We start from the raw sequence: 12,922 nt of genomic DNA on the forward strand, positions 1-12,922 counted from the left end.
TAATTCCTGCTGGGGTTGCCGGAAGCGGGCGTCGTCAGCGGTGGAGATATCTGCACATTAGCCTAACGGCCGAGTGCAAAGGACAGCCCCGCCCGGTCTATTGAAGACCGGGCGGGGCAACCGGAGCATGCTAGGAAGCAACCGCGATCGAGTCGATAGCGGCCTGGGCCTGCTCGCGCAGTCCCTCGGAGATTGGGGCGTTTCCAGCCGAATCGGCGGAGTCGGCCTGGCCGTCTTCGCTGATCACATAGGAGCCAAAGGCCTTGACGAGGTCGACTGTCTCCTGGTCTTCGTAGGTAGCGCAGTAGACGTGGTAGGAGATCAGCACGATGGGGTACGCACCGGACTCAGTTGTATCCCTGGTGAGGTTGTAGGACATGTCGACCTCGGGAGCGCCCTCCACCTCGGCTGGTTCGGCAACCTCAACAGCACGTGACGCCGCCTCCGGGGTGAGCGCAACATACTCTTCGCCCACCTGGACCAGGACCTGACCCAGGTCGCCGACTGCCGAAGCATCGGTGTAGGTGATTGCGCCTTCGGTGCCCGACGTGGTGGAAACTACACCGTTGGTGCCCTGGGCGTTCTCGGCAACGATCTCGGCAGGCCATTCACCCGAGACCTCATCGGTCCACACGTCAGGCGCTGCAACAGAAAGGTAGTCCACAAAGTTCTCAGTGGTACCCGACTCGTCGCTGCGGTGAACAACAGTGATGGCCAGATCGGGAAGTTCCACTCCCTCGTTCTGGGAGGCGATTGCCTCATCATTCCAATTGGCGATGTCACCGCGGAATACCGAGGCGATGGTCTCGGCGTCCATGTTCAGCTCATCAACGCCGGGCAGGTTGAAGGCCACAGCAATTGGGGCAATGTAGGCAGGGACGTTGAACGCGCCCTCTGGCCCGCACACTTCCTGGGCTGTAGCGTGTTCTTCCTCGTCGAGGTAGGCATCCGAACCAGCGAACTGCACACCGCCGCCAAGGAATGCCTCACGGCCAGCGCCTGATCCATCGGGTGAATACTGGACAGTTGCGTCAGGGTTAGCGGTCGTGAAACCGGACTGCCATGCGGTCATCGCCGCACCCTGGGAGGAAGCGCCCGAGCCGGTCAGCGTGCCGGTCACTGTGCTCTCCACCGAGCCGTTGTCCCCGGTGGTCTCTGCCGGCGCATCGGTTGCACTGTCGGTGCCGCAGGCGGTCAATGCGAGCGCGGCGACGGAGATTACTGCCGCTGCGCGGCCAAAGCGAAGAACCTTCACTTGATGTTGCCCCTTCCAGGGAGTCGAAAATCGATGCCGTGAAGCACCATTGAGGCCGGAAAGTTGGACAGTCCGGTGTGCGTACCTGATTCAAGCTAGGCGCCCCAGGTAAAGAGACTGACTGACGAAAGTGAACGGAGGGTGAACGGGAAACGTACAGTTACGATCTGGCCGCCCGGTGGTATTGCCAAAGCGCCTCCGATGCTGTGTGGATCCTCTTCCCGGGTCGGAGCCCCGCACCCGGGGAACGGGGCTAGGCTGGGTTCCATGTCGCGGCCCCCACTCACCTCGCGAGCCCGCTCCTTTCTTCGCAATCGGACGCGGGTGGGTTTCCGGCGCAGCGCCAACTCACTGATCCCGGCCATTCAGATGACGGTCTGCGCGGTTGGTGCGTACGTGTTCGCTGAGCGGGTGCTCGGGCACGACGGTCCGCTGTTCGCAGCAACCTCGTCGATGATCGCGCTCGGCTTCACCCGCGACCCGCGCCTGCGTCGCGTGCTTGAAGTGGGAGTGGGCTGCACCCTCGGCATTGCCCTGGGTGATGTGCTGCTGGCTTTGTTCGGCACCGGGATCTGGCAGGCCGCCGTCGTACTCTTCATTTCGATCCTGCTGGCACGGTTCCTGGACAGCGGCACCATTTTCACCACACAGCTGGGCCTGCAGTCGCTGCTGGTGGTGCTGTTGCCGGCGCCCGACGGCGGTCCGTTCACGCGCAGCGTCGACGCGATCGTCGGGGGCCTTTTCGCCCTGGTGATAGTGGTGCTGGCCCCGAAGGATCCGAGGAAGGAGCCCAAGACCAATGTGCGGGAGCTGCTGGGTGAGCTCTCGGACGTGCTGCGGGAATCCGCGACGGCACTGACCCGCAGCGACCCGACACTCGCCTGGCATGCCCTGATCAAGGCACGGAACTGCCAGCCTCTGATGGAGGGGCTGTCCGGGAGCATGGGTGCGGCCCAGGAGGTGGCGCGGCTGTCCCCCGCCTACCGTCGGCACCGCCTTGAGCTGGGCGAACTCAGAGGGTCGATCGAATCGATTGACCTTGCCGTCCGGAATAGTCGCGTGTTCACCCGGCGGCTGACCTCAGTCATCAACCATGCGGCACTCACCGATGAGGCAGTGCAGGAACTGTCGCAGGTCATCGAGGACACCGCCGACGCCGTTGACGTGCTGGGGCGTGCCCTCTCCGCGTCCGGTGCGCAGGAACGTGAGCTGTCCCTCCGGCAGGCGAGGGAAGACCTTGCAGCCGTCGCCACCATGCTGCACCCGAAGCTGCTGAGCATCCAGCGGCTCGAAGGCGAGGGGCTGGTCCTGCTGTTCCGCCCGCTGATCGTCGACCTGCTGGAAGCGACCGGTCTGCCCCACGACGAGGCCGCCGGGTACCTGCCCCGGCTGTGAGCCTGATCAAAGCGACGGCCAGCCGCAGTGTTTGTGCCGGTCACTGTCGTCGCCCGCCGGTACGTTAGAGACCATGGCAACAAAGACAGCACGCCCGGCACGCACCTCTGCTCCCGCCTACCGGTGCGGTGAATGCGGGTGGACCACCGCCAAATGGGTTGGCCGGTGCGGGGAATGCCAGGCCTGGGGCACGGTCGAGGAGACCGGCCAGGTAGTGGCACGGACGACGGCGGCAGTCACGGTTGCCTCCCCCGCCCTGAAAATCGCGGAGATCGATGCCAGCGCTGCCTCCTACCAGCCCACCCAGATCGGCGAGCTGGACCGGGTGCTCGGTGGCGGCCTCGTGCCTGGGGCGGTAATCCTCCTCGCCGGGGAACCCGGGGTGGGCAAGTCCACTCTGGTGCTCGACGTAGCGGCTCGGGTTGCACGACTTGGCAAAGATGTCCTCTACATTACGGGCGAGGAGTCCTCAGCCCAGGTGAAACTGCGGGCTGAGCGGATCGGAGCCCTTGCCGAAACCCTGTACCTGACCGCCGAGTCCGACCTCGGCCAGGCCCTCGGTCAGGTGGAGCGGTTGTCGCCGTCCCTGCTGATCGTCGACTCCGTTCAGACCCTGAGCAGTTCAGCGGTGGACGGCACCGCCGGTGGCGTGACCCAGGTCCGGGAGGTGGCGGCGTCGTTGATTGCCGCCGCGAAGACCCGGGGCATGACCACCATCCTGGTGGGCCATGTCACCAAGGACGGCTCGATCGCGGGCCCGCGCCTGCTGGAACACCTGGTGGATGTGGTGTGCCAGTTTGAGGGCGACCGCCATTCGCGGCTCCGGCTGATGCGGGCCATCAAGAACCGTTACGGGCCCACCGACGAGGTGGGGTGTTTCGACCTCACCGAGACCGGGGTCGAGGGCCTCGCCGACCCCAGCGGCCTGTTTGTCTCACGCACCAAGGACCCGGTTTCCGGCACCTGCATTACGGTGACCCTCGAGGGACGCCGGCCGTTGCTGGCCGAGGTGCAGGCCCTGCTTGCCGAGTCCTCAAACTCACAACCCCGACGCGCCACCAGCGGGCTCGACAGTTCGCGCGTTGCGATGCTGCTGGCGGTGCTGCAGCGGCGCGCGTCGCTAAGCCTGCATAAGGATGACAGCTATGTGGCGACGGTCGGCGGGGTCAAACTCAGTGAGCCGGCCACCGATCTGGCGGTTGCGTTGGCGATCGCGTCCGCGAAGACGAACCAGCCGCTTGCCGCACGGCTGATCGCGTTCGGCGAGGTGGGGCTTGCCGGTGAGGTCCGGCCGGTGCCAGGGATCGCCCAGCGGGTGCAGGAGGCGGAGCGGCTCGGCTTCACCCACGCGGTGGTGCCAGCATCCCCCAACGGGCCAGGCAGGGTGCCCGCCGGTTTCACGGTCCACGAGGTCTCAACCCTGACTCAGGCCCTCGAGTTGTTGTTTTAGAGAAGCCCAGACCGACCAACCGTTACGAATTTGCGCAGCTAACCGGTATCCGGGTTTAGGCAGCGTTCCCACTAGGATTGGAACGGCTGCGCTGGTGTCTGCGCGGCAGGGCCTTGCGCATCCGGATTCCGGCTGGCAATGCCGGTAGCCGGAAGGAAGTGGCAATGGTTCGCAGTCCAGAGGACGCGTTGAAGGCCACCCTGGCGCGCGTTGCGCCCGGCACCGCACTGCGGGACGGACTGGAGCGTATCCTTCGTGGGCGCACCGGGGCACTGATTGTGCTCGGCTTTGACCGGACGGTGGATTCGATCTGTTCCGGCGGGTTCGACATCGGGATCACTTTCTCCCCCACCAGGCTGCGGGAGCTCGCGAAGATGGACGGCGCGATCGTCTGCGACAAGGACGCGAGCAACATCCTGCGGGCCGCCGTGCAACTGGTCCCGGACCACACCATCGACACCCAGGAGTCGGGGACGCGGCACCGGACCGCCGAGCGGGTGGCGATCCAAACCGGGCTCCCGGTGATTTCCGTCAGCCAGTCAATGCAGATTATTGCCCTGTACATCAACGGCCTCCGGCACGTGCTGGAAGGCTCAGAACCGGTCCTCGCACGCGCCAACCAGGCCCTCGCCACCCTCGAGCGTTACCGTGCCCGCCTGGACCAGGTCACCGGGTCCCTGTCGGCGCTGGAGATCGAGGCGATGGTCACGGTGCGCGATGTGGCGGTGACACTGCAGCGCCAGGAAATGGTCAGACGAATTTCCGAGGAAATCTCGCAGTATGTGCTCGAGCTCGGTGTGGACGGCCGGCTGCTTACCCTGCAGGTCGAGGAGCTGACGACCGGGCTCGGACCAGGCAGCGAACTGGTGCTCAGGGACTACCTGGACATAGGGGTGGCGACGCCGGTCGTGGAGGAACAGCTCGCCACGCTGCGGGGGTTCAGCTCGACGGAATTGATCGACCTGGGCACGATCGCCAGCGTCGTCGGGTTCAACCCCTCGATCGACTCACTCGACGCGGTGGTACAGCCCAGGGGTTTCCGGCTGGTCTCGGGAATCAAGGCTGTCCCGCCTGCCGTCGCCAACCGGCTGGTCGACCATTTCGGGGGCCTGCAGAACCTGATGGCCGCGAACATCGAGGACCTGATGGCCGTGGATGGCATCGGCGAGCAGCGGGCGCGCACGGTCCGGGAAGGGCTCTCCCGGATCGCCGAGACGAGCCTGCTCGACCGCTTTATGTAGGCAGCCGGTTCGTCAAGCCAATCGGCGTTCAGGCGACCGGTTCGTTAGAGACCGCGGTGGGGACGCTACTGCAGTTCGAAGGTCGACGCGTCGCTGGTCCTGTCTCCGAGGGATACCGTCAGGTCATAGGAACCCGGGGCGGGGGTCGCTTCGACCGTCTCACAGCCGGGTAAGCTGCGGATCCGTTCCCAGGTGAAGTTCGCCTCTTCCGAACCGCCGGCCGGTATCTCGCGGATGAGATCCTCCGCACCCTCCTGGCAGTCGGCTGAGGAGAAAACCCGGTTCTCTCCGCTGGTGACCAGGAATTCCATCTGCGAGGTGCCCACATTAACCGGGCAGGCCTCGTCCCCGGTGTTGGAAACCGTCAGCGTGAGTACTGGGTTCCGCTCCGGCTCGTAGGCCTCAGCATCAGTGGACGCAGCGACCTCCACCTGGGCTTCCGCGCAGGCGTCCTCCGTCGGGGAGGGGGACGCGGATGGCTCTTCGGTCGGCTCGGAAGTCTCGGCGGGCCCGGTCGACTCGGCTGCCGCCGGGGTAGGGGTTGCGGGCGCAGCGGACGGGGCAGCTGTGGGGGCGGGTGCAGCTTCGCCGTTCTGGTCGCCGCCGATCAGCCCGGCGATCACGATTCCGGCCCACACCAGGGCGCCAACCACCAGGAGGGCCAGGATCAGCACGGCGATTCTGCGCCGGTGATAAACCCGGGGGCTGACCCGTGGCGTGCCGTCCCGCGAAGTATCCCCCTGCGAATCCATGCCTTAAGGCTAGGGACCCCGGACCCGGATACCTGTCACACCACGCCGGTCAGTACAGTATTGATGGTCGACTAACAGGAGGGTTAATGGATCCGGTGTCACCTGCCCGGCTGCATCAGCGCATCATCGAGTGGTTCGATGCCGAAGCCCGAAACCTGCCCTGGCGCGGGCCCACCCGCACCCCGTGGGCCGTCATGGTGAGCGAATTCATGCTGCAGCAGACGCCCGTGGTGCGGGTACTGCCGGTCTTTACCGAGTGGATGTCCCGGTGGCCCACCCCTGCTGATCTTTCGGCGGCGGGCCCTGGCGAGGCAGTACGGAACTGGGGCAGGCTGGGTTATCCACGGCGGGCTCTCCGCCTGCATGGAGCCGCCCACACAATCGTGGAGCGCCATCACGGTGAGGTCCCCGATACCTATGACGAGTTGCTGACCCTCCCCGGGGTTGGCACCTACACCGCGGCAGCGATCGCGGCATTTGCCTTCGGGAAACGGGAGACCGTGGTGGACACCAACATCCGCCGGGTGCACGCCCGCCTGATAGGCGGCGAAGCGTTACCTGCGCCAGCCCTTACGGCCGCCGAAATGCGGCGTGCCGCAGGACTAATGCCCGACGACGACGCCCGTTCCGTGCGCTGGAACGCCGCGGTGATGGAACTCGGTGCGCTGGTGTGCACCGCCCGGTCCCCGAAATGCGAACAGTGCCCGGTGCTTGAGAGCTGTGCGTGGGTGGCAGCTGGCCGCCCGGAACCGCTGTATGTGCCCAAGGGTCAGGCGTGGGCAGGTACCGACCGCCAGGTGCGGGGGGCGATGATGGGGGTGCTCCGGGACGCGGCCGGACCGGTGATCCGGGAGTTACTCGTCGCTGAGCCCGTGGACCTGACCCTCAATGCGGGACCCGGTGTCCCCGTGTCACCGCTGCTGAAACTGCACCGGCTGAACGCGCCCACGGACCAGCTGGAAAGGTCGCTGACCGGCCTGGTGAAGGACGGCCTGGCGCGTGAAACTCCTGAGGGGATCGCGCTCCCCCGCTAGCTGTGCCCTACCCTGCGGCCAGTTCACCGAATCCGCTGGTGACTTCGCTGCCGATCTGGTCGATCGCCTTCTGCGCGTCCGGACCGGCCGCAGACGCGGTCAGGACCTTGCCCTGCCCCAGCCCCAGGCTCATCAGGAGCATCACCGATTTCGCGTCGACGCCGTTCACACTCACCTCAGCGTCCAGTTCGCTCATCATTCGGGCGAGGGTGGCAGCCGGCCGTGCGTGGAGCCCCATGGGGTTCGGCAGCTCCCAGGACCCTTCAACGGGCTCCCCCTCGGTGACGGCCGAACCCGCCTGCACGTCCCCCGGGGCAGCGGCTGCATGGCTGACGAAAGGCTCAAGGGCAACCGGATCCAGGGCCACCACTGCTGCCTCGGCCGCACGGACCACCTGATCGGCGTCGGCACCGGTCTGGGCTTCGACGGCCGCGGCGACCGCCCCCTCGACCAGGGCGGCGCGGGCCAGCCGTACCCTCCCCCGTTGGTCATTGTCGATAAACTCCAGTACCATCTCAGCGGTCATCACTGCTGACCCCAGGTCAGTCAGCACCACGACCCCTGCACCGCTGTCCGCGGCTGAAATCGCTGCCAGCACCTTCTCAAAACTGGTCCCGATCCGCGACTTCCCTTCAGCGTCCTCGACCCCTCCTGCAGGTACCAGTTCGACGTCGGATGCCATCTGCCGGGACAGATCACACACCCCCTCAGCGATCTTCGAGCTATGCGACACGATGACCAGGCCGACGTTCACGGCTGCCCTCCCGCAGCATCGACTGCAGCCTGCAGGATCAACCCGGTGGAGACCGCGCCGGGATCAAGATGCCCGGCGCTGCGTTCGCCCAGGTAGCTTGCCCGCCCTTTCCGGGCGATCAGTGGTTCGGTGGCGGTGGCACCGGCGTTGGCTGCGTTGGCTGCCGCCGCTAGCACCTCGACCACTGACGCTCCGGCCATCGCCGCTGTTCCCGCCGCCTCCACGGCGGGAGTCCACGCATCAACCATCGTCTTGTCGCCTGGCTCAGCCTTCCCGCGGGCTACCACCCCGTCCCTGGCGGCGGTCAACAGCCCGACGACGTCGTCGGGCCCGATCTGCTCGGTATCTCCCAGTGAGGTGGCGGCTCGCAGGAACGCCGTCCCGTACAGCGGGCCGGCGGCACCGCCGACCGAGGACATCAGGGTCATCGCGGCCAGCTTCAGCATGGCCGCCGGGGTACCGGGGTCGGCCCCGTCAAGCTTCGCCAGAACGGCAGAAAAGCCGCGATCCAGATTTTCTCCGTGATCAGCGTCGCCGATCGCACGGTCCAGGTCGATGAGCTCCTGGCGGTGTTCGCCGATCACCCGCGCACTTTCCCGCAGCCAATCCACCACCCATACCGTAGTGAGGGTGGCAGCTCCTTCGGCCACCCTAGACCCCCCAGCGGAGTGCGGCGGTCCGGACCGGGGAGTCCCACAGCTCGACCATCTCGTCGTCCAGGCGCAGCACGCTGATGGAGGCGCCCTGCATTTCCAGTGCCGTGATGTAGTTGCCCACCAGTGAGCGTTCGACGACGATCCCGCGTTCCTCGAGCAACTGGCGGGCCCGGCGGTAGACGATGTACAGCTCGCTCGCCGGAGTGCCCCCCATCCCGTTGACGAACAGCAGGACGCGCTCACCGCTGCCCACCCCGAGGTCTGAGAGAATCGGCTCCATCAGCCGCCCGGTGATCCCGTCGGCGGGCTCCATCGCGATCCGGTGCCGGCCCGGTTCCCCGTGGATGCCAATCCCGATCTCGATCTCCTCGTCCGTGAGCTCGAAGCTCGGCTGACCGGCGTGCGGGACGGTGCAGGCGGCCAGGGCCACCCCCATTGACCTGACATTGTCGATGACCCGCTGGGCCACCGCAGTTACAGCGTCGAGGGTGTCGCCCCGTTCCGCTGCGCCACCGGCAATTCGCTCGACCAGTACCGTGCCGCCAACCCCACGACGGCCCGCGGTGTACAGCGAGTCCTCAACGGCGACGTCGTCGTTCACCAGGACGGACCGGACCGTGACTCCCTCGGCTTCCGCCAGTTCCGCTGCAGTCTCGAAATTGAGGACGTCGCCGGTGTAGTTCTTGACGATGTGCAGCACTCCCGCCCCACCATCGACGGCCGTGGTGGCGGGGAGGATCTGGTCGGGTGTCGGGGAGGTAAACATCGCGCCCGGCACCGCGGCATCGAGCATGCCCATCCCCACATACCCGGCATGCAGGGGTTCGTGGCCGCTGCCACCACCCGAGACCAGTCCCACCTTTCCCTGACGGGGCGCGTCACGGCGGGTGATAAACAGGGGATCCGGGTGGACCCTGACCAGGTCCGCGTGCGCAGCCCCGAACCCTTCCACTGACTCAGTGACCACCTGTCTGGGATCGTTGATTAGCTTTTTCATGGCGGCTCCTCGGTGAACGGGCATGGATATCTTGGGTTTGACGGGCCCGCCGGACCTGCTGGGCTTGTCTGAACCCTACCCTCAGCCCAACCCCTTGCCTATAGGGGCAACTACTGGTCCAGCTCAGGTGAAGGCACTGGCGTGCCGGCGCAGGTACCTGGACGTTTAACTGACTGTGGGAGGGGCCCCGAGCTGAAACAGCTCGGCCCCTCCCACAGGGAGAATCCTCGATTTGGCTTCCGCCGACAATTAATAGTCTTGCGGATACCGGCGCGGACCAGAACTAGCGGTTGTCACCCTTGAAAACGTCCTTGACGTTCTCGCCAGCATTCTTGATGTCGCCCGAGGCCTGGTCTTTGTGACCGTCGGCTTCCATCTTTTCGTTGCCGGTGAGCTTGCCAACGCCTTCTTTGATCTTGCCGCCCAGCTTCTCGCCGGAGTTTGCTGCCTTGTCGTCTGCACCCATAGTGTGACCTACTTTCGCTCGGTTGGACCCCGGTTTCGGGATCCGCTTGTCGCATCGTCATAGATGCCAAGCCCCCTTAGCTTATCTATCCACGGGCCGGGATGCCACCTTTGCCGCCGGTTGATTCCCGAGCTGACGGATCATCCGCGTGTTGCCAAGGGTGTTGGGTTTAACCCTGGCGAGGTCGAGGAACTCCGCCACGCCCTCGTCGTGGGAGCGGAGGAGCTCCGAATAGACCGTGGGGTCCACCGCTGATTGATCCGCCATCACCTGGAATCCCTGGCGTTGGAAGAACTTCACTTCGAAGGTCAGGCAGAAGACACGTTCGACGCCGAGGTCGCGGGCATCGGCGAGCAGCCACTCCACCAGCGCGGTGCCGACACCGCGGCCCTGTGCGGCGCGCGACGTGGCGAGGGTGCGGATCTCCGCCAGGTCCTCCCACATGACGTGCAGTGCGCCGCAGCCGAGGACGCCGTCGTCGTCCTCGGCAATGCGGAATTCCTGCAGACCCTCGTAATAGGCGACCGTCTCCTTGGCCATCAGCACCCGGTTGTCGGCCAGCGGCGCCACCAGTGCCTTGATCGCTGGGACGTCGGCGGTGCGGGCGGGCCGGATCCTGAAGGAAGAATTCACTACCGAAGTCTAGCGGCGCCGGTACTGCTACAGACCGAGCTCCCGCGGCAGTTGCAGATCCCTGCCCAGTAAATGGTGCGCCAGGAAGTGCTCAACGACGCCGTACCAGACCTTCGCGTGCTGCGGTTTGAGGATCCAGTGGTTTTCGTCGGGGAAGTACAGGAAGCGGTGTTCGGTCCTGCCTTCCTCGTCGACCGCCAGCTGGGATTTGGACAGCAGCTCATACCAGAGCCGCAGGCCCTCCCCAATGGGAACCCGGTAGTCTTTGTCGCCGTGAATCACGAGCATGGGCGTGGCGATGCGGTCGACGTGGTGGTGGGGTGAGTTCTCCGACGCCATCCTGGGCGTCATTTCTTTCTCCCAGTAGTAGGACGCGTCAGTGGTCGGTCCGAACTGGTCGAGCGCCCACAGGCTGGCGTGGGTGACGATCGCGGTGAACCTGTCGGTGTGCCCGGCAATCCAGTTGGCCATATAGCCGCCAAAGGATCCACCCATCGCCGCGGTGCGGGTCTCGTCGATGTCGGGACGGGATACGACGTCGTCGGTGGCGGCCATCAGGTCGGTGTAGGGCGCCTTGCCCCACTGACCCCAGCCCCGGTCGATCATGTGCTGTCCGTACCCGGTCGACAGGGCGGGGTCGGGGAGAAGCACGGCGTAGCCCTGGGCTGCGAGCAGCCACGGGGACCAACGCCAGGTCCAGGCGTTCCAGGAGCCGAGCGGGCCGCCATGGATCCAGAGCAGCAGCGGCGCTGGTGTGGCTGCGCTGGCGTCCTCCGGGAGGACCAGCCAGGATCCGATTTTCTGGCCGTCTTCGGCGGTCGTCTCCACCCGTTCCAGCCGCCCTGGGAGCGCTGGCCGCTCCACCGGTCCGCTCAGTGCCACTACCGTCGAGCTGGAGAGGTCGATCCTGACAACCTCGGCGGGGAACTCATAGGAGCTGCGCAGCGCGTAGGCCGTACCGCCGTCGGGCGACAGGACCACGTTGGTGTAGGAGGCGTTATCACCGGTCACCCGGGTCACCTCGCCGGAATCAACAGCGATCCTGAACACGGGTGACGCGCCCTCCTCGTCTGCGGTGGCGAGCAGCGCGCTGCCGTCCGGCAGCCAGGCTGCGGGGGCTGGCCAGCGGTCCCAGTCGGCGGCTAGGTCGGTGAGCTCTCCACCCGCAACGGGAAGCAGGCCAAGGGTCTGCTGCGCCGACACGCTGGCGGTGGTCCGCCGGGCACGGTGGACCACCAGCGTGGTCCCGTCGGGGCTGATCGGTCCAGGGGAGAAATCGTAGCCGGGATCATCGAGGATGATAGCTCGTTCGCCGGTCCGGACCTCGATGCGTGCCAGGACGCTGCGGAGGCTGCCGAGCCCCGTGGGGACACTGAGGGAGGTGATCACGACTGACCCATCCGGGCTGACCACCTGGGCGGCGTTACGGAGCGCCTGCCCCGCAGCGGGCGTGAGGTCGCGCAGCCGGGCCTGAGCGCTGGCGTCGACGGTTGAGGGAAGGCGCTCGTTCGAAGCGTCAGCCTCGAGGGCGAAATAGCGCGGCTCGGCGGGTCCCAGGTCGGCGTCCCAGTAGCGGACCGGATAGCCGGAGTGGAGGATGGCTGCTACCGAAGCGTCCTTGCGGACGGTCCGGCGTTCGCCGTCGTCCGTTTCGTCGGTTGAGCCCGCCAGAACGTCGGCGATGATGACCGCCCCCTCGGCGTGCCGGGGCGTGAGGATGCCGCTGACGCCACCCGGACGTGACAGCACCACCCGCGCCTCCCCACCGGCCGCAGGGAGCCGCCAGAGCGCATTGGTGGCGTCCTTGCCGGCGTCCGAAGCGCTGCTGTCCGGGTCGGGTCGGGTGGAGGTGAACAGGAGATCTCCGCTGGCCAGGAACGCTGCCCCCGACTCGCCTTTGCTGCTGCGGGTCAGGCGCCGGGCGGGCTTTTCACTGGTCGGGTCGAGCTCCCACAGCGCCGTCTTGTACTCGGTCTTCTTGTGGTTCAGCGTCGCGACGGTCGTCACCAGCCGGGAGCCGTCGGGACTGATAGCCAATCCTCCCAGCCGGGGGATCGCGATGAAGTGATCCAGATCGTGGAAGGGGGTCTCGGGCAAAGCGGTGGTGTTCGGAGCCGATTCGGAAGTCATGGACCTATCTGTACCACCGCTTGTGGTGTGGTTCACAGGAAATTCTCTGAGAGAGTAATAGGTTGCTTCAGGCACACAAGTCTGGATGGGTGCGGGTGTTCCTGGCAACGAAAAAGCCCCTGGCCGGCACTCTCGTGCCGGCCAGGGGCTTTCATCGCG

Annotated in this window: 12 protein-coding genes; 4 read left to right on the top strand and 8 right to left on the bottom strand. The window is 66.1% G+C overall.

Annotated features, from left to right (window positions below):
• Positions 1-130: 130 nt before the first annotated feature.
• Positions 131-1,255 (bottom strand): phosphate ABC transporter substrate-binding protein PstS, encoded by a 1,125-nt coding sequence (pstS, locus tag IWX64_RS08620; protein ID WP_196866725.1) that lies wholly within the window; start codon positions 1,253-1,255, stop codon positions 131-133.
• Positions 1,256-1,522: 267 nt separating this feature from the next.
• Here pstS and IWX64_RS08625 point away from each other — a divergent pair, with 267 nt between their 5' ends.
• From IWX64_RS08625 to disA, 3 genes are all read left to right on the top strand, one after another.
• Entirely contained in the window at positions 1,523-2,650 is a 1,128-nt protein-coding gene (locus tag IWX64_RS08625) for an FUSC family protein (RefSeq protein ID WP_196866726.1), read from the top strand.
• Between the two features lie 73 nt (positions 2,651-2,723).
• Entirely contained in the window at positions 2,724-4,100 is a 1,377-nt protein-coding gene (radA, locus tag IWX64_RS08630) for a DNA repair protein RadA (RefSeq protein WP_196866727.1), read from the top strand.
• A 164-nt stretch (positions 4,101-4,264) separates the two neighbouring features.
• On the top strand, positions 4,265-5,341 hold the full coding sequence (gene disA, locus IWX64_RS08635; protein ID WP_196866728.1) for a DNA integrity scanning diadenylate cyclase DisA: 1,077 nt from the start codon (positions 4,265-4,267) through the stop codon (positions 5,339-5,341).
• A gap of 65 nt (positions 5,342-5,406) precedes the next feature.
• On the opposite strand, the gene IWX64_RS08640 is transcribed toward disA, so the two are convergent.
• Positions 5,407-6,093: a hypothetical protein gene (locus tag IWX64_RS08640; protein ID WP_196866729.1), complete on the bottom strand. Its 687-nt coding sequence runs from the start codon at positions 6,091-6,093 to the stop codon at positions 5,407-5,409.
• A gap of 86 nt (positions 6,094-6,179) precedes the next feature.
• Between IWX64_RS08640 and IWX64_RS08645 the strand changes: the two genes are divergently transcribed.
• The gene (locus IWX64_RS08645) at positions 6,180-7,127 is read left to right on the top strand and encodes an A/G-specific adenine glycosylase (protein WP_196866730.1); all 948 of its coding nucleotides are present in this window, start codon (positions 6,180-6,182) and stop codon (positions 7,125-7,127) included.
• 7 nt (positions 7,128-7,134) lie between these two features.
• On the opposite strand, the gene dhaM is transcribed toward IWX64_RS08645, so the two are convergent.
• From dhaM to IWX64_RS08675, 6 genes are all read right to left on the bottom strand, one after another.
• Positions 7,135-7,881, bottom strand: coding sequence for a dihydroxyacetone kinase phosphoryl donor subunit DhaM (gene dhaM / locus IWX64_RS08650; protein WP_196866731.1), 747 nt, complete (start codon positions 7,879-7,881; stop codon positions 7,135-7,137).
• Positions 7,878-8,531: a dihydroxyacetone kinase subunit DhaL gene (gene dhaL / locus IWX64_RS08655; RefSeq protein ID WP_196866732.1), complete on the bottom strand. Its 654-nt coding sequence runs from the start codon at positions 8,529-8,531 to the stop codon at positions 7,878-7,880. The genes dhaM and dhaL overlap by 4 nt, the downstream gene beginning before the upstream one ends.
• Position 8,532: 1 nt before the next feature.
• On the bottom strand, positions 8,533-9,534 hold the full coding sequence (gene dhaK / locus IWX64_RS08660; RefSeq protein ID WP_196866733.1) for a dihydroxyacetone kinase subunit DhaK: 1,002 nt from the start codon (positions 9,532-9,534) through the stop codon (positions 8,533-8,535).
• A 283-nt stretch (positions 9,535-9,817) separates the two neighbouring features.
• On the bottom strand, positions 9,818-10,000 hold the full coding sequence (locus tag IWX64_RS08665; protein ID WP_196866734.1) for a CsbD family protein: 183 nt from the start codon (positions 9,998-10,000) through the stop codon (positions 9,818-9,820).
• Between the two features lie 81 nt (positions 10,001-10,081).
• Positions 10,082-10,633, bottom strand: a complete 552-nt coding sequence (locus tag IWX64_RS08670) for an amino-acid N-acetyltransferase (RefSeq protein ID WP_196866735.1) — start codon at positions 10,631-10,633, stop codon at positions 10,082-10,084.
• Positions 10,634-10,660: 27 nt separating this feature from the next.
• Positions 10,661-12,763 (bottom strand): S9 family peptidase, encoded by a 2,103-nt coding sequence (locus tag IWX64_RS08675; RefSeq protein ID WP_196866736.1) that lies wholly within the window; start codon positions 12,761-12,763, stop codon positions 10,661-10,663.
• Positions 12,764-12,922: the final 159 nt, after the last annotated feature.

It is taken from the genome of Arthrobacter sp. CAN_A212, assembly GCF_015752345.1.
GTDB lineage: Bacteria > Actinomycetota > Actinomycetes > Actinomycetales > Micrococcaceae > Arthrobacter_D.